General features: G+C 62.9%; 14 protein-coding genes. 3 read left to right on the top strand and 11 right to left on the bottom strand.

What is annotated here, in order from left to right; all coding sequences use genetic code 11:
- Window positions 1-81 precede the first annotated feature (81 nt).
- Window positions 82-921, top strand: a complete 840-nt coding sequence (gene tauD / locus KI242_RS01405) for a taurine dioxygenase (protein ID WP_212805852.1) — start codon at window positions 82-84, stop codon at window positions 919-921.
- A gap of 57 nt (window positions 922-978) precedes the next feature.
- Here the strand turns inward: tauD and lpdA are convergent, their stop codons facing one another.
- From lpdA to KI242_RS01365, 8 genes are all read right to left on the bottom strand, one after another.
- Entirely contained in the window at window positions 979-2,433 is a 1,455-nt protein-coding gene (lpdA, locus tag KI242_RS01400; RefSeq protein WP_123431243.1) for a dihydrolipoyl dehydrogenase, read from the bottom strand.
- Window positions 2,430-3,191 (bottom strand): alpha/beta fold hydrolase, encoded by a 762-nt coding sequence (locus KI242_RS01395; RefSeq protein ID WP_171053494.1) that lies wholly within the window; start codon window positions 3,189-3,191, stop codon window positions 2,430-2,432. The genes lpdA and KI242_RS01395 overlap by 4 nt, the downstream gene beginning before the upstream one ends.
- Window positions 3,192-3,393: 202 nt before the next feature.
- Entirely contained in the window at window positions 3,394-3,591 is a 198-nt protein-coding gene (locus KI242_RS01390) for a rubredoxin (RefSeq protein WP_011058646.1), read from the bottom strand.
- A gap of 37 nt (window positions 3,592-3,628) precedes the next feature.
- Window positions 3,629-5,608: an alpha/beta fold hydrolase gene (locus tag KI242_RS01385; protein ID WP_015633761.1), complete on the bottom strand. Its 1,980-nt coding sequence runs from the start codon at window positions 5,606-5,608 to the stop codon at window positions 3,629-3,631.
- A gap of 18 nt (window positions 5,609-5,626) precedes the next feature.
- Entirely contained in the window at window positions 5,627-5,947 is a 321-nt protein-coding gene (locus tag KI242_RS01380; RefSeq protein WP_011058644.1) for an acyl carrier protein, read from the bottom strand.
- Between the two features lie 52 nt (window positions 5,948-5,999).
- The gene (locus KI242_RS01375; protein WP_015633760.1) at window positions 6,000-6,956 is read right to left on the bottom strand and encodes an acyl-CoA desaturase; all 957 of its coding nucleotides are present in this window, start codon (window positions 6,954-6,956) and stop codon (window positions 6,000-6,002) included.
- 31 nt (window positions 6,957-6,987) lie between these two features.
- On the bottom strand, window positions 6,988-7,896 hold the full coding sequence (locus KI242_RS01370) for an acyl-CoA desaturase (RefSeq protein ID WP_015633759.1): 909 nt from the start codon (window positions 7,894-7,896) through the stop codon (window positions 6,988-6,990).
- Window positions 7,893-9,674, bottom strand: coding sequence for a fatty acyl-AMP ligase (locus tag KI242_RS01365; RefSeq protein ID WP_041115188.1), 1,782 nt, complete (start codon window positions 9,672-9,674; stop codon window positions 7,893-7,895). Before KI242_RS01365 ends, KI242_RS01370 begins: the two co-directional genes overlap by 4 nt.
- 371 nt (window positions 9,675-10,045) lie before the next feature.
- Here KI242_RS01365 and KI242_RS01360 point away from each other — a divergent pair, with 371 nt between their 5' ends.
- On the top strand, window positions 10,046-11,092 hold the full coding sequence (locus KI242_RS01360; protein ID WP_011058640.1) for a helix-turn-helix domain-containing protein: 1,047 nt from the start codon (window positions 10,046-10,048) through the stop codon (window positions 11,090-11,092).
- Between the two features lie 14 nt (window positions 11,093-11,106).
- Here the strand turns inward: KI242_RS01360 and KI242_RS01355 are convergent, their stop codons facing one another.
- Window positions 11,107-12,702, bottom strand: coding sequence for a DHA2 family efflux MFS transporter permease subunit (locus KI242_RS01355; RefSeq protein ID WP_011058639.1), 1,596 nt, complete (start codon window positions 12,700-12,702; stop codon window positions 11,107-11,109).
- A gap of 77 nt (window positions 12,703-12,779) precedes the next feature.
- On the opposite strand from KI242_RS01355, the gene KI242_RS01350 reads away from it, so the two are divergent.
- On the top strand, window positions 12,780-13,967 hold the full coding sequence (locus KI242_RS01350) for an HlyD family secretion protein (RefSeq protein WP_011058638.1): 1,188 nt from the start codon (window positions 12,780-12,782) through the stop codon (window positions 13,965-13,967).
- Window positions 13,968-14,062: 95 nt separating this feature from the next.
- On the opposite strand, the gene mgrA is transcribed toward KI242_RS01350, so the two are convergent.
- Window positions 14,063-15,100: an L-glyceraldehyde 3-phosphate reductase gene (mgrA, locus tag KI242_RS01345; RefSeq protein ID WP_015633754.1), complete on the bottom strand. Its 1,038-nt coding sequence runs from the start codon at window positions 15,098-15,100 to the stop codon at window positions 14,063-14,065.
- A 149-nt stretch (window positions 15,101-15,249) separates the two neighbouring features.
- On the bottom strand, window positions 15,250-16,578 hold the full coding sequence (locus KI242_RS01340; RefSeq protein ID WP_019094918.1) for an LLM class flavin-dependent oxidoreductase: 1,329 nt from the start codon (window positions 16,576-16,578) through the stop codon (window positions 15,250-15,252).
- Between the last annotated feature and the right edge of the window lie 89 nt (window positions 16,579-16,667).

Genomic DNA, 16,667 nt, shown 5'->3' with positions numbered 1-16,667 from the left:
TGCATGCCAGCGATTTCAAGATTGATGCAGATAAACCGAATCCGACCACGCCGACGTCCGGCGCCGTACAAGAGAACGACCATGAGCCTGACCATCACTCCTCTAAGCTCCGCCCTCGGCGCCCAGATCGGCGGCATCGATATCAGCCAGCCCTTGAGCATCGAACATCGTGACGCCATCGAGCAGGCGCTGCTCAAGCACCAGGTACTGTTCTTTCGCAACCAGCCGGTCACCCCGCAGCAGCAGGCGCGTTTCGCCGCCTGCTTCGGCGACCTGCACATCCACCCGATCTACCCCAATGTGCCGGAGCAGCCGGAGGTATTGATCCTCGATACCGCCGAGACCGACGTGCGCGACAACGCCATCTGGCACACCGACGTAACCTTTCTGCCGACCCCGGCCCTGGGCGCGGTGCTCAGCGCCAAGCTGCTGCCGGAGTTCGGCGGCGATACCCTGTGGGCCAGCGGCATTGCCGCCTACGAGGCGCTGTCGGAGCCGATGAAGAATCTGCTGCAGGGCCTGACCGCGACCCACGACTTCACCAAGTCCTTCCCTCTGGAGCGCTTCGGCAACACCCCCGAGGACCTGGCGCGCTGGGAAGAAACCCGGCGCAAGAACCCGCCGCTGTCGCACCCGGTGATCCGCACGCACCCGGTGAGCGAGCGCAAGTCGCTGTTCGTCAACGACGGCTTTACCACCCGGATCAACGAGCTGTCGGAAAGCGAAAGCGCAGCCATCCTGCAACTGCTGTTCGCCCACGCCACCCGCCCGGAATTCACCATTCGCTGGCGCTGGCAGGAGAACGACATTGCCTTCTGGGACAACCGCGTGACCCAGCACTATGCGGTGGACGACTACCGTCCACAGCGCCGGGTGATGCAGCGCGCGACCATTCTTGGGGATGTGCCGTTCTTGCGCTGAAACGCGGGGATGCAGCAAACCCCGGCCGCGCTGCATGAGCGGGGCCGGGGCCACTGGCTATTTGACGCCGGCGGGGGCTTTCTTCTTGCGATTGCCGATATGGATCGCCTGGCCATTCACGGCCAGCGCGGCTTCATGCAGGGCTTCGGACAGGGTCGGATGGGAGAACACCATCATCCCCAGGTCCTCGGCGCTGGTGCCGAACTCCATGCCGATGGCCCCTTCCTGAACCAGCTCCGCCGCGCCCGGCCCGATCACATGCACGCCCAGCACGCGGTCGGTGCCTGCATCGGCAATCACCTTGACCAGCCCGGCGGTGTCGTTGGCCGCCATGGCCCGGCTGCTGGCAGCGAACGGGAAGGTGCCGATGTTCAACTCGACGCCCTCGGCCTTGAGAGCCTGCTCGGTCTGGCCGACCCAGGCGATTTCCGGGTGGGTGTAGATTACCGAGGGGATCAGGTCGTAGTTCAACGGGTGCCGATGCCCGGCAATCCCCTCGGCCACCATCACCCCCTCTTCAGAAGCCTTGTGCGCCAGCATCGGGCCGCGTACCACGTCGCCAATGGCGAACACCCCGGGGACGCTGGTGCAGCACTGGCCATCGACGTGGATAAAACCGCGTTCGTCCAAGTGCACGCCGCTGTCGGCGGCCAACAGATCGGTGGTCAGGGGGCGGCGACCGACGGCGACGATCAGCCGGTCGAACACCTGCTGCTTGTCCTCGCCGGCCTCACTGAGGCTGACCTTGACGCTGTCGCCCTGCACTTCGCAGGCCGTCACCCGGGCGCCCAGGCGGATATCCAGGCCCTGCTTGCCGAGGATCTTCTGCGCCTCCTTGGCGATCTGCGCATCCACCGCCGGGAGGAAGCTGTCGAGGGCTTCCAGCACCGTGACTTCAGCCCCCAGGCGTGCCCAGACCGACCCCAGTTCCAGGCCGATGACGCCGGCACCGATCACCCCGAGGCGCTTGGGCACCTGGGTGAATTCCAGGGCGCCGGTGGAGTCCACTATCACCTCGCCGGCCAGGGGCGCCGCGGGAATGTCGATCGGCCGCGAGCCGGGAGCCAGGATGATATTGCCGGCGCTGATGCGTTGCGTGCTGCCATCGGCCGCGGTGACCTCCACTTCCTTGTTGGCCAGCAGCTTGCCGTGACCTTCCAGCAGGGCCACGCCATTGGCCTTGAACAGCGAGGCAATGCCGCCGTTGAAATTGCGCACCACGTTGTCCTTGCGCGCCAGCATGGCCGGCACATCCATCTGCGGATTGCTGATGCCGATGCCGTGCACTTCGAATCCGTTGCGCGCTTCGTAGTAGTGGTGGGAACTGTCCAGCAGTGCCTTGGAGGGAATGCAGCCAACGTTCAGGCACGTCCCGCCCAGGGCGGTCTTGCCATCCTTGCCCTTGTAGCGCTCGATGCAGACTGTCTTGAGCCCCAGTTGCGCGGCCCGGATGGCGGCGACATAGCCGCCGGGACCCGCACCAATAACGATCACATCGTAACTTTCACTCATAGATTGCCGTCCTTTGCACAGACAAACTCGACCACGGCCTCCATGGTCGCGCTGTCCTTGAGAATTTTCAGATGGCCCAACCCGCGAGTCTGCAAGACCCGCCGGTGTCGCAAGCCTTCGGCGAAGGATTGCAGGTCATCTGCCGGGACTTCCTGATCCTGCTGGTCATGCACCAGCAGCACCGGGACCTCCACCTGGCGCCCATAACGGCTGACCGCCAGGCTGGCCATGTCCTTCTGATAGCGTTGCTCAACCAGAAGTTGCATGCGTTGCCTGACGTCATCGTTGATCCACAAAAATGCGGCAAAGCGCCGGACCACGTTTTCGATATCGGCCGGCGCGGCCACCAGGACCGCCCGCTGGAAACCCTTGCCGACCGGAGTGCTCAAGGCATACCCAGCGGCAGCGCCGCCCAGGGAGTGACCAATCACGGTGTCGAAGGGCCCCAGTTGCTTTTGCACCTGGTCGAGCATGCTGACGAAGGTCGGCAGCGAGGCCTGCCGACCGCCGCTGCCGCCATGGCCGATGCAGTCGAAGGAGAGGACCTCGCAGCCCTCCTCCAGCAACAGCGGGATCAGGTACTGCCACTGGGTGCTGGCGCCACTCCAACCGTGCACCAGCACCACCCGGCGCCGGACCTGCGGTGGAGTCCAGCGAAAGCAGCGCAGGCGCCCCTGGTCGGTTTCCAGGTCCTGCACCGTGGCGCTGGGCAAGGTCTGCGGAAAATGCTGGCGCAGCCGTTGTGGCGTCGTGAACATCTTCAGCGCCCGTGCTGCAGCGCGCTGGGGAAAAAGCCGCGACTCGATCCAGAAGCTGCAGCGAAGCAGCCCCAGAACTCCGTTGTAAATGCCCTTGAAGAGCATCTTCCTGAAGCTGTTGCGCCGGCCCCTGGCAGGTGCCGGCCTTGGCTCTTGGGTCGCCATCTTCCTTCCTCATCGACTACAGAATTCAAGCGCTGGGCTACAGCTTCACCATGTTGAAGTCCAACTTGCTCACGCCGCATTCCGGGCAGGTCCAATCCTCGGCAATGTCGTCCCAGGCGGTGCCCGGAGGCACCCCCGAATCCGGATCGCCAAGGCGTTGATCGTAGATCCAGCCACAGATCAGGCACATCCACAGGCCGGACTCGGCCACAGCGTTTTCAGCGTAGGTGCTCATGGGTGGTCAACCATCATCAAAGGGTTATGCGTTGTTCTCATGCGCTGGCCTGGGCCACTTCGGCCACCTTGACGTTCTCCACGAGGAACTGCGCCACCTGCTCCAGCACCGCGGCATCGGAGAGGATCCGCACATGCCCGAGCCCGGACACCGGCTCCAGCTTGGCCCATGGCATCAGCGTGGTGATCTGCTGCGCTTCGCAGAACGGCACGATCGGGTCGTTGAGGTCATGCAGCACCAGGGTTGGCAGTTGCAGGGCGTTGCCCAGCGCCGGGATATCCCAGTGCTCCACCGGCACGCCGTTGCGTTTCCACAGTTCCCGGTGCATGGCCTGGACCACCGCCGGCTTGAGCTTCAGGTAGCCGTTGGCCCAGCGCTGGATCACCACCGGCAGGTTGGCCGGCGAGCCCAGCAGGCAAAGGGCCTTGATCCGATGAGTCTCGGCCAGTTCGGCCAGGGCTCCGGTGGCAGCGATCCCGCCCAGGGAATGGGCAACGATACCCACCACGTCACCGAGGGCGACAATCGCCGCTTTCACCGCGTCCTTGAACTCGGTCATGGTGCTCAGCGAGCCCGGCGAAATGCCGTGGGCCGGCGCATCGAAGGTCGCGACCTTGAAGCCCTGGCGCTGCAGGACCCGGGTGAAGGAATACAGGCTGCGGCTGTCCGCACCCCAGCCATGGACCAGCAGGATGGTCTGGTTGCCCGTGCCCCACTGATAGCCATGGGGAACGCCGGGGATACCCTTGATATGGAAACGCTGGGCGCCCAGGGGGCTCATTTCCTTGTCCGGCTGCTTGATGTATTCCCGGGTGTAGCCGAACAGGTCGGTGGCCTTGGCCCCGGCGGTCTCCAGCGACACCGATCCCAGCACGCCCATGTAGCTGCGCAGCATCTGCTGCTTCATGGTCAACGGGCCGTTGGCAGCCCGGGCTCCGGGGGTGCTCGGGTCTCCGGCCGCCTGGGCTGGTTGGTCGAAGGACTCATAGAAACCGTTCACCGGGTCGTACAGGTGGCAGCTACGCGCCACGTGCCACACGTCCTGCACGGTCATGGGCTTTTCCCGGACCATGCCGGGGAAGGCCGTCTTCAACGCGGCCTGGGCTTCGGGCAGGTTGTAGTGGGGAATGATCGGCGCCACATGGTGCGCGGTGTGCACCGAAATGTAGTGGGTCAGGAACAGCAGCCACTTGGGGTACATGTAGTCGGTGGTCAGCAGCAGGCGGCTGCTGTTGAAGCTCCAGTGTTCCTTGGTGAGGAACGGGGTCTCGTCGCTGATGTGGTGCATCATGGTGGTCAGGCTGAACCAGGCATGGGTCGCCAGCCACGGGGCGATGAAGTACAGGAACAGGCCGGTGAAGCCGGTGAAGTAGACCAGGGTCGGCAGGTAGATCAGCGCAGCCACCACCATGAACAGGATCGAGCGACGCACTTCGTTGCGCGCTTCGAGCTTGTGGAACATCGACGGACGGAAGCCCGAGTGACGCTGGTAGTTGACCGTGCCCAGCCAGAACAGCCAGGTGCGGGTGCTGCTGTAGACCAGCTTGTCCCACCAGGGCATGGCGTCATATTGCACGCGCAGCACCGGGCGCCAGTCGACGTCCATTTCCAGGTTGTTGGTGTTGGCGTGGTGCATGTTGTGCATGTGGCGCCAGCCGTGGAACGGGTACAGCAACGGCAGCAGCGCGATGTGCCCGAGGATGTGGTTGAAGCTGCGGTTGCGCGAGAACGAGTTGTGCCCGCAATCGTGAGCGACACAGAACAGGCCCCAGCCGCCCAGGCCCGCCACCAGCCACAGCGGCAGGTAGAACATCCAGTGCACGTGGGCGACCGCCACGATGGCACCGATGTAGAGCATGTAGCTGACGACGAAGCTGAGCATCCCGCGCCATACCCGCGGCTGATACAGGTGCTTGGGGATTGCGTCGGTCAGACGCAGGCCCTCGATCTCCTGAGAGCGTCGGAGCAGGTCATTGAATTTATCGTTTTTTTGCGAGGGCATCTGTGCAATGGCCATGGCCAAGCTCCTGCGAAGTCAAACTTCGGATGTGGTCAGTTCATTGGCCAGGTATTTGGACAGGTCATCGATGCTGGAGTATTCGAACAGCAGGGCCGGCGACAGGCGCTGCTCCATGAACTTCTCCAGGTCACCCGCCACTTTCACCGCTACCAGCGAATCGAGGCCGTAGGACTCGAAGCTGCGGGCGGTATCGACCTGGGAAGGATCGATCTTCAAGAGCGCGCCCATCTTCTGCACCAGCCAATGCTTGATGCTGTCCTCGTTGAGTTCGACCGCCGCCTGTTTTTTCTCTGAGAAGCTCAGAGTGCTCAGCAAATTGGAGATGAAATTGGACATAGGATCTTCCTTGATGAGTGAGGTGGTTAATACGATCAGCCGATTGGGCGTTTCAGGACGAGGCCTGGCGCTTGCGGACTTTGTCGATCATTGCCTGGGACGGGGAACGCAGGTCTGAGACCAGTCTCAGCTTGCCCATTAACGCCAGTGTCCAGCCCGACAGGTCGGGCTCCCACCAGTGCACGCCATGCCGGTACCAGGCAGGGAATGCGTGGTGATTGTTTTGCAGCCCCTCGCCAAAGGTGAGGAAGGCCACGATCCAGTTGTTGGTGCTCTGGTCGTGGGTCACGAACGGGCGAGCGCCGTAGCGGTGGCAGATGGAGCCCACACACCAGGCCGCCTGGTTGGCGACGAAGATCCGCGCCAGGCCGCCGAAGATCAGGCCGCTCCAGGCACCGGACCAGCTCTGGCTGACCAGCCCGCCGATCACCCCTGGCAGGATTACCCCCAGGGCCACCCAGAACAGGTAGGTCTGGTTGTAGAAGAACAGCCGGCGGTCGCGCAGGATGTCCGGGGCGAAGAAGTTCCAGCTCGACATGTCCGGGGCCAGCATCCACGGCATGTGCGCATGCCACAGCCCCTTGGCCCGTTGCCAGCGGCTCTGGCCCATGAGGTTGGGGGAATGCGGGTCACCGTGCTGGTCACTGTAGGTGTGGTGCCGGCGATGGGTGGTGACCCAGAACAGGATCGGCCCCTGGGCCGCCATGCAACCGGCGATCAGCATCAGGCTGCTCATCAGCCGCGAGGTCTTGAACGCACGATGGGCCAGGTAACGGTGGTAGCCCATGGAAACCCCGAACATCTGCACCGCATAGAACACCGCGAAGAGGATGAAATCCAGGGCATGGACCTGGCCGGTGAACCATAGCCGGATTGCCTCGAAGGTCCCGAACAGGGGCACCAGCATGACTGCCAGCGCGATCCGCGCCTTGGTCCTGGCCGCACTCGGGCTCAGCTGGGCAACCCCGCCGACCTCTGGTGTCGCTGTGTTGGTGAGTATCTCGTCCATGAATTGCTTCCTGTGAGGTAGGGACCGGCAATCAGCTTTCTGAAGGTTCTGCAGCCACGGTCGGGCCGGGCCGTTTGACATCCCAGGCCAGGCCGCAGAGGGCGAGCAGCTCGATGAACAGGCCGCCAATATCCAACTGCCAGGGTTTCAGGCCGGCATGGGCCAGCGCCGGGAAGGCGTGGTGGTTGTTGTGCCAACCGCCCCCTACCGTCGGAATCGCCAGCCAGAACACGTTGCGGCTGGTGTCCCGGGTCTTGTGGTCGCGGCCGCCAACCCGGTGGGCAAAGGAGTTGATGCACCAGGTGGCGTGGTCCACCAGGAAGATCCGCACGAAGCCGCCCCACAGCAGGCCGCTGAGCGCGCCCTCCCAGCTGCGGGTTATCAGCCCGCATGCCAGGCTGGGCAGCAGCAGGCCGAGGATGATCCACAGGTAGTAGCGCTGGTTGATCTGCATGATCAGTCGATCGCGCAGCAGGTCCGGCACGAACTGGCTCCAGTTCTGCTTGCGCAGGCTGAACAGCCAGCCCAGGTGAGCGTGCCACCAGCCCTGGATATTGCCGATAAAACCCGCCTTGAGCGGACGCGGCGAATGCGGGTCGCCTTCCTTGTCGGTGAAGGCGTGGTGCTGGCGATGGGTCGCCGCCCAGAACAGGATCGGGCCCTGCGCCGCCATCGAACCGGCGATGCCGAAGAATGCGGTGATCACCGGGCCGGCCTTGAACGCATGGTGGGAAAAGAACCGGTGCATGCCCACTTCCACTCCCAGGGCGGTCAGCAGGTACATGCTGGCCAGCGCGCCGATTTCCAGCCAGCCGATGCCCTGATGCCAGGCCAGCACCAGGGCCACCACGGTGCCCACTGCCGGAGTTGCGACCGTCAGCCAGGCCAATTGCCGCTCGCGCTGGCCGGTGCGGTCGATATGAGGATTCATGGCCGTCATGACAGGGCATCCGTTGCAGTTTTAAGGGTAGGTGCCGCAGCCGCGCGACTGGCGCCATAGCGCGCCAGCGTGTCGTTGAGCAGGGCCTTGCGGGTGGCCTGGCGCTGGACCTTGCCACTGGTGGTCAGTGGAATGCCGCCCATGGGCGCCAGGTGGATGCGTGCCGGGGCCACGCCGAACTGGCTGACCAGCGCACTGGTGATCACCTGGCGCAGCTGTTCCTGCTGGGCTTCATCGAGTTTCTCGCTGCGCTTGACCTCGGCCACGATCGCCAGTTGTTCCTGCTGACCGTTATCGATGCCCACCGCCACGCAGCCGTTGCTGCGGATGCGCGGGTCGGCGCTTTCCACCGCCAGCTCCAGGTCCTGGGGATACAGGTTGCGCCCGGCAATGATGATCAGGTCCTTGAGGCGCCCGGTGACGAACAGCTCATCGCGGTGCAGCGCGCCAAGATCGCCGGTGCGCATGAAACGCCCATGGATGCCCGGCAGGCTGGCGCGAAACACCTGCTGGCTCAGCGCTTCCTTGCCCCAGTAGCCGGCGCCCACGTTGTCGCCCTGGACCCAGATCTCGCCGATCTGGCCGTCCGCCACCGGTTGCAGGCTGACAGGGTCGACAATCGCCACACGCAGGCCCGGGGCGACCCTGCCGCTACTGACCAGCGGCAGGGCCCGGGCATCCTCGGCATCGACAATGGCCAGGGTGCCACTGGCGAGTTGGTCCCGATCCACCTGGGTATTGAACGCCGGCTCATCGTGGCGCTTGCCCGAGACCAGTACGGTGGCCTCGGCCAACCCGTAGCAGGGGCCCAGGGCCGCCGGGTTGAAGCCGGCGGCGGCAAAACGTTCGGAGAAGCGCGCCAGGGTGCTCTGGCGCACCGGCTCGGCCCCGCAATAGATAGCCTTGAGCTTGCTCAGGTCGAGCTCTGCCAGTTCCTCGTCGGTGATGTTTTCGACACACAGGTCGAAGGCGAAGTTGGGCGCGATGGTGACGTCGGCGCCGTACCTGGACACCGCATCCAGCCAGCGCAGCGGCCGCTGGACAAAGTGCCCGGGGCTGATGAGCACGGTAGGGAAGGCATCGAAGATCGGCTGCAGGATTCCGCCCATCAGGCCCATGTCGTGATAGGGCGGCAGCCAGCTGCAACCCACGCGATTCCTGGCCGGGCCCATCCACTGGCTGGCACTGCGGCAATTACTGTAGAGGTTGTCGTGGGTCAGCATCACGCCCTTGGGCGCCGAGGTGGAGCCCGAGGTGTATTGCAGCAGGGCCAGTTGGCCGTGGGCGAGCGCCTGCCCGCGCCAGGATGAATCCGCCTCGGCCAACTGCTCCGGGTCAACCCACTGGGGCGCGGGCAAATCACCCTGGAGCAGAGCGTTGACCCGCTCCTGGGACCGCATGAAGCGCGAGCTGGTGAGCACCAGTTGCGGATGGGCATCAGCGCAGATCAGTGCCAGCCGCTCCAGCCCCCGGGTCCCCACTGGGGGAAAGGCCGGGATCGCCACGGCACCGGCCAGCAGCAGGCCGAACAGTGAAACGATGTAGTCGATACCGGTCTCGAACAGCATCAGCACCCGTTTTTCACGGGGCTCGAAGATCTGCAGCGCGGCGGCCAATCGTTGACTACGCTTCCACAGTTCGGCGTAGCTGATCGACGCCTCCTCCCGCTCGCCATCGAGCAGATGGATGAAGGCAATGGCATCGGGTTGCCGCCATGCGCGATAGGCCAGTACTTCGGTAACCGAACTTAAACATTCGATGCCCGGGACTTCAGCCAACGGCAGATCATCAACTGCTACATGCGCTGAGATGGCTGGATTGACATCATTAAGATAATCACGAGGCACGGCGTAGTTCATTCAAAATCCTTTTTAAATGGAGAGCCATATATTGACCTAAAGGTCGTTTATTATTTTCAGCACTAAGGAACCGAACAAACGCCCCTAAGAAGGGGAGCTCTTACTAGGCAGTAGACAAAGATGTCATTTTATTGACAGAGCAACGCATTCACTTGATGAATGCATATTTTTTTATGTCCCACAGGGAATAGCGTGGGCAGGAAAGTGAAATCTGGATGCGTTGAGAAGTCTGCCACCAGCTTGTATATTTTGCTAATGCACAAATGGACACTTACAGGGAGAAAATGGACATGGATGTGCTCACGCTTATTGCGCTGGAAGGTGCCATGGGATCGAGTGTCGCGATCACCCTGGATGTGCTGCGAACAGCTAACCAGGTCGCCGAAGTCATGGGCCGGCCAACCATCACCTGGAAGATTATCGGCAGCAGCGAATCGGTTCGCATGCGCAACGGCATGCGCCTGGATGCCCAGCCACTGGACAAGGTCCAGGCCATCGAAGGCAGCATGCTGGTGATCCCTGGACTGGGGCTGGAGAACACCCAGGAGCTGGATTTCTTTGGCTGTCGCCGGGAAAAAAGGCTGCCTGGGCTCAGCCTGTCCAGCGAACTGATCACCCGGCTCGGGCACGCCGATATCCGCAAGCTCAGCCAGCTGGTGCATGACCATCACCGCCGCGGGCAGCAGACGGCGGCGTCCTGTTCAGCAGTTTTCGTCCTGGGTGAGGCGGGGGTTCTGGAGGGGCATACGGTCACCACTCATTGGCAACTGTATGAAACTTTCAAAGAGCGTTATCCCGAAGCGATACTCGACACAAAACGCATGCTTATTCATGACGGAAATATGATTACAGCAGGCGCAGGCATGTCGCAAATGGATCTAATGCTCTACATATTGCGTAATAAGATGGGCAATCAGATTGCTGAATTGACCATGCGTTATCTGTTGATAGATGGTCGACCGGCGCAATATCACTACATGGCCTTGTCCAACTTGCAAACGGAAAACCGTGAAGTTTTGTTAATGGAGAAGTTCATCGAGGATTGCCTGCCCAACGTTCCACCACTGAGCACCATTGCCGAACATTTGCGTATAACCGAGAAGACCTTATCCCGCAGAATTCGTAGCGCCACGGGAAAGCCGCCCATGGCCTTCATTCAGAAAGTTCGCCTGCAACATGTTCAAAGCTTATTGGAAACCACCAATATGAGCATTGAAGAAGTTGCTTTCAAAGTGGGCTATGCCGATTCCACCGCTCTACGCCGCCTGATGTGGAAAAACATGGGCTGCACCCCCAGCCAGTTGCGCAAGACCCGCTCCGGGCCGCCGATCATCTAGGCCCCGGCTGCTTATCACTTCTCCTCCTCGGCTGCGCCTGGCGCGGCCGGGGGCACCTTGCACAACGGCACCAGCAACAACGCCACCACGAACATCATCGCCATCAGGCGGAACACATCGCCAAAGGCCAGGGTCAGCGCTTCACGCCCCACCAGGCGGCCGAGAATGCCCTGAGCCATCAGGAAAGCGTGGCTGGCATCCGGTGTATCGGCGGCAATCTTCAGCGCCAGTTGGCCCATGAGTTCCTGGGCGGCGACAGCCTTGCTCCCCAGCGACTCGGACAGGCGCAGGACCTGAGTCCGGGCATCGTCCTGCAGCCAGGTGTTGACCGTAGCAATACCAATGGCGCCGCCCAGGTTGCGCATCAGGTTGAACAGCCCGGAGGCCTGGCGCAGTTCAACCCCCTGGAACGAACTCAAGGCCATGTTCACGCTCGGCACGATGCACAGCATCAGGAACAGCCCACGCGCCACCTGCGGCACCAGCAACTCATCGAATCCCCAGTTGGAGGTGACCCGGGAAGTCAGCCACAGGCTCAGCGCCAGGCCGAGGAAACCCACCGAGATGATCAGGCGCCGATCAACTTTTTCCGAGGCCCGGGCAGCAATAATCGTACTGACCAACTGCCCGATGCCCACGACAAAAACCGTGGTGCCGATTTCCAGGCTATCGAAGCCACGCACCCGGCCAAGAAACACCGGCACCAGGTAGGTCGACGAATAAAGGCCAAAACCGATCACCAGGTTCAGCAGGCAGGCAATGGAAAAGGTACGGTCGCGAAACGGCACCAGGGACACGATCGGGTTGTTCGAATACAACGAGCGCTCGATGAACAAACCAAAGGACACAAGGGACACCCAGGCCGCGATGACGATCCCGGTATCGCTGAACCAGTCCTTGCGCGGTCCCTCCTCCAGCACGTATTCAAAACACCCCAGGGCCAGCGCCATGGCGACGAAATGCAGCCAGTCGATACGCCGCAGCATGGACAGGTCCGGGCGATCCACATCGATCAGCAACGCCGCGCCGATGCAGATCACCAGCCCCGGCAGCACGTTGATGAAGAAGATCCAGCGCCAGTCCAGGTAGAAGGTCACCAGGCCGCCCACCGTGGGGCCCAGGGTCGGTGCCAGCACCGCGGTCATGCCAAGGATTGCCGGGACCATCGCCCGCTGCTTGCCTTCGAACAACACGAACCCCACGGCGAATACCGTGGGCACCATCGCCCCGCCGGCAAAGCCTTGCAGGGCCCGCAGCACGATCATCGACTCGATGTTCCAGGCCATGCCGCAACCCACGCTGAACAGGGTAAAGAACGCCGCGCTGGCAGCGAACAGCCAGCGGGTGGAAATCGCCTGGGCGAGAAACGCCGAGAAGGGAATCATGATCAGTTCGGCAATCAGATAGGCGGTCTGCACCCAGCTCACTTCATCAGGGCCGGCACTGAGCCCGGCCTGCACGTCGTTGAGCGAGGCCGCCACGATCTGGATGTCGATCAGCGCCATGAACATGCCGAAAGCCATGATCGTGAAGACCAGAAACTTGCGCTTGGTGGACTGTTGGCCGGGCTGGGCACCCGCTTCGGAGAGGTCAGTTGCGCTTGTCGTCACGGTAGGTACTTCCCTGTAGTATTGCGACCGACATGTGAATATTATGATCGTAATTCAAAACAGCATGGAGCTTCAACATGGAGCAGAGCACCCAGACTCAGAACGCCATCCTGCAAGCCGCCCAAGAGTCCGAGAAGCCGCGCAAGCGTTCCAAGCGCCCGCTGATCGCCGGCGCTATCGCCCTGACATTGGTAGCAGTCGGGGTTGGCTGGGTGCTGATGGCGCCGTCGACGCAGGCCACGGACGATGCCTACATCGCCGCCGATGCGACCTCCGTCGCGCCGCGGGTCCATGGCCTGGTGACAGAGGTGCTGGTCAAGGATCACCAGAACGTCACCGCCGGGCAGCCCCTGGTGCGCATCAACAGCGAAGAGTTCGACAGCCGGGTATCCCTGGCCGAAGGCGATCTGGCGGACAACCAGGCCCAGGTCGCCCTGGCCGAGGCCGCGCTGACCATCCAGGACGCCGAGCAGCGCCTGGCCAGTGCCCGCGTGCAGGCGGCGCGCACCTCGATCCGCACCAACCAGGCCGAATCCAAGCGTGCCGGTGCGGAGCGCAATCGCTTCGATACCCTGGTCACCACCGGCGCCGTGGCGCGCAACGAGGTGGAGAAATACAGCACCCAGGCCATCTCCGCCGAACAAGGCCTGGCCTACGCCCAGGCCATGTTGCAAGTGGCGGAGAACGACCTTGCGGTCACCACCGCGCAACGGCAACGCCTGCAAGCGCAATTGCAGATGGCCAAGGCCAAGGTGGTAACCGCCAAGGCGCGGCTGGAACTGGCCCAGCAGGACCTGCGCCACACCACCATCTATGCACCGATGGACGGCACCGTCGGCAATCGGCAGATCCAGGTTGGCGATTACGTGCAACCGGGTTCGCGCCTGCTGACCCTGGTGCCGCTGCATGACCTCTATGTACTGGCCAACTTCAAGGAGACCCAGACCCAGCACATGTACCCGGGGCAATCGACGCAGATCAAGATCGATGCCCTGCCAGGCGTCAGCATCACCGGCACCGTGGAAAGCCTGGCTCCGGGTTCAGGCTCGACCTTTGCCCTGCTGCCCTTCGAACCGGGCACCGGCAACTTCACCAAGATCGTCCAGCGGGTGCCGGTGCGCATTCGCTTCGACGCCAACCAGTCCGGCCTCGAACGCCTGCGGCCGGGCCTGTCGGTGACCGCCAAGGTCGACCTCGATGATCCCCAGGACCGCACTGTGGCCGGCAATCCGTCCTCCTTGAAAGTCAGCAGCACGACCAGGTAACGACGCCTGCCGCCCCGCTCCAGGCGGCAAAGCCAACAGCCCCCGGCAGATCGCTCTGCCGGGGGCTGTTTTATCGGTGCAGGGGCAGACTTACCTCACTCTGCCGTCGAAGGTTTTTCCCACAGGTTGATGCGCCCTTCTTTGGCGAAATGATCGATTTCCGCCAGTTCCTCGACACTGAAGCTCAGGTTCTGCAACGCCCCGACGTTCTCGATGATCTGCTCCGGCCGGCTGGCACCGATCAGCGCCGAGGTCACCCGCGGGTCGCGCAGGGTCCAGGCCAGGGCCAGTTGCGCCAGGCTCTGGCCGCGGTTCTTGGCGATCTCGTTGAGCGCGCGGACATGGGCGATATTGGCCTCCGACAAGTGCGAAGCCTGCAACGAGCCGCCCCCCGGACGATTGACCCGCGCATCCTCGGGAATGCCATTGAGGTACTTGTCGGTAAGCAGGCCCTGGGCCAGCGGCGTAAAGGCGATGACCCCGGCGCCGAGTTCCTCGGTGGTGTCCAGCAGGTCCTTCTCGACCCAGCGGTTGAGCATGTTGTAGGCCGGTTGATGGATCAGCAGCGGCACCTTCCACTCCTTGAGCAACGCGGCGATTTCCCGGGTCTTGGCCCCCGAATAGGAAGAAATACCGATATACAGCGCCTTGCCCTGCTGCACGGCGGTGGCCAGGGCGCTGGCGGTTTCCTCCAGCGGCGTATCCGGGTCGAAGCGGTGGGAATAGAAGATATCCACATAGTCCAGGCCCAGGCGCTGCAGGCTCTGGTCGAGGCTGGCCAGCACGTACTTGCGCGAACCGCCGCCCTGGCCGTAAGGCCCGGGCCACATGTCCCAACCGGCCTTGCTGGAGATGATCAATTCATCGCGATAGGACTTGAAGTCTTCACGCAGCAGGCGGCCGAAGTTGATTTCGGCGCTGCCGTAGGGCGGGCCGTAGTTGTTGGCCAGGTCGAAGTGGTTGATCCCCAGGTCGAAGGCGGTGCGCAGCAGGGCACGCTGGGTGTCGATCGGCGTGCTGTCGCCAAAGTTGTGCCACAGCCCCAGGGACAGCGCCGGCAGTACCAGGCCACTGCGGCCGACACGGCGATAGGGGATGGAGTCGTAGCGGTTTTCAGCAGCTATGTAAGTCATCGAATCCTCTCTGAGTCAGGTCTTTCCAAAACGACTAACGTCGATCAAAGCGCCCCACGGTAGGAGCCGGCTTGCCGGCCAAAGGCCCGCAAGCCTTGGCCACCACGAGCGCCTTCGCTGGCAAGCCGGTCCCTGCGCCAGCCGCGTTGTCACACAAACTGATTTTTCGGTCGCGCCAACCCCAGGTTTTCCCGCAGGGTTCGGCCCTCGTATTCAGTTCTGAACAGCCCGCGCCGCTGCAGTTCCGGAATCACCCCGCCGGCAAAGTCCCGTAGCCCGCCAGGGAGATGCGGCACCAGCACATTGAAACCATCGGCCGCGCCCTCCTCGAACCAGGCTTGCAGTTCGTCGGCTATCTGCCCGGGCGTACCGATCAGGCTGTAGTGCCCACGGCCACCGGCAATCCTGCGCCCCAGCTGGGCCAGGGTCAGGTTGTCCTTGCCGGCCAGCTCGGTGAGCAATTGCTGGCGGCTCTGCTGGCCGCTCTCGGTCAGTGGCAGCGCCGGCAACGGTGCATCCAGCGGGTAGCCGGACAAGTCGAAGTTGCCCAGCATCCTCCCCAACAGGGCCACGCCCACTTCGGGCTCCACCAGGTCCTGGAAGGCTTCGAACTTTTCCCGGGCCTGACTTTCGCTGTCCCCCACCACCACGAATACCCCAGGCATGATTTTCAGGGATTGCGTACTACGATCGTACTGCTTCAGGCGTCCTTTCAGGTCGGCATAGAAGGCCTGCGCGGCGGCCATGGAAGGCTGGGCGGTGAATACCACTTCGGCGGTCTGGGCCGCCAGCTCACGACCGCTCTCGGAAGAACCGGCCTGGACGATCACCGGGTATCCCTGGGGTGGGCGCGCCACATTCAATGGCCCTTTGACCTGGAAGAATTCACCGCGATGGTCCAGTAAATGCTGCTTGTCTGGGTCGAAATACTTGCCACTGGCCTTGTCGCGGACAAAGGCGTCGTCCTCCCAGCTGTCCCAGAGCCCGGTGACCACCCGATGGAACTCCCGGGCCCTGCGATAACGTTCCGCGTGCCCAAAATGTTCCTCCCGGCCGAAATTCCGCGCTTCGGCGGCATTGTCGGAAGTCACCAGGTTCCACCCCGCCCGACCACCTGAAAGATGGTCCAGCGACGCGAATTTACGTGCTACGTGGTACGGTACGTTATAGCTCGTAGTGCTAGTGGCAATTAGCCCTATCCGCTCGGTCACGGCCGCCAGGGCCGCCAGTAACGTCAAGGGTTCGAAGTAATCGGAGCGGGCCATGCGGCTGGCGATGGGGCCGGTAGGGGCTGCCAGGCTGTCGGCGACGAACAGTGCATCGAAGCGCGCGGCTTCGGCGATCTGCGCCAGTTCTTTATAGACGGCAAAATCCAGCCCTGCCTGGGCCGGAACATCCGGATGACGCCAGGCGGCAACGTGGTGACCGGTGGCCATGAGAAAGGCGCCGAGCTTGAGCTGGCGAGTGGAACGGGACATGGATCACTCCTTGTTTCATGCTGCAAAAAGGGCACCGCCAAAGCCCGCTGTAGGAGCTGGCTTGCCAGCGAAAGCGCCCACAAGACCTG

This window comes from Pseudomonas sp. Eqa60 (genome assembly GCF_018326405.1).
In the GTDB taxonomy this organism is placed as follows: Bacteria; Pseudomonadota; Gammaproteobacteria; order Pseudomonadales; family Pseudomonadaceae; genus Aquipseudomonas; species Aquipseudomonas protegens.
Note: the sequence above shows the minus strand (reverse complement) of the source record. Positions and strands in the feature narration are given on the sequence as shown.